The organism is Vibrio sp. 2134-1, assembly GCF_033339495.1.
Genome location: NZ_JAWOUS010000753.1, coordinates 1 through 571, shown reverse-complemented (window position 1 = coordinate 571; position 571 = coordinate 1). Strand labels below are relative to the sequence as shown.

The following is a 571-nucleotide window of genomic DNA, read 5'->3' as shown; positions in this document are numbered from 1 at the left end:
GAGCTGGGCGAACTTGCACAAACACCAGAAGCAAATCTCATCAAGTTGCCAAACATTTCGGCTTCTATTCCTCAACTAAAAGCCGCAATCAAAGAGCTTCAAGCTAAAGGTTACGACCTACCAAACTACCCAGAAGAGCCAAGTACTTACGAAGAAAAAGCGATTAAATCGGCTTACGATAAGATTAAGGGCAGTGCGGTAAACCCAGTACTTCGTGAAGGCAACTCTGACCGTCGTGCGCCACTTTCTGTTAAGAACTATGCAAAGAAAAACCCACACTCAATGGGCGCATGGTCATCAGATTCTAAATCTCATGTATCAAGCATGGCGGGTGACGATTTCTTTGGTAGCGAGAAATCAACAACCATTTCTGGCGCAACAGAAGTAAAAATCGAGTTTGTTGGCGCAGATGGCTCTGTAAAAGAGCTAAAATCTGCTTTCCCACTGTTAGACAAAGAAGTTATTGAGAGCGCTGTACTGAAGAAAAAAGCATTGGTTGAGTTCTTCGAAAAAGAAATCGCAGATGCGAAAGAGCAAGACGTACTGCTTTCTCTACACATGAAAGCGACGA

General features: G+C 43.6%; 1 protein-coding gene. It reads left to right on the top strand.

Annotation, left to right across the window (positions count from 1 at the left end; all coding sequences use genetic code 11):
- Positions 1–571 (top strand): NADP-dependent isocitrate dehydrogenase (locus R7R78_RS28340; RefSeq protein ID WP_225474878.1); only part of this gene is annotated, 571 nt, incomplete at both ends.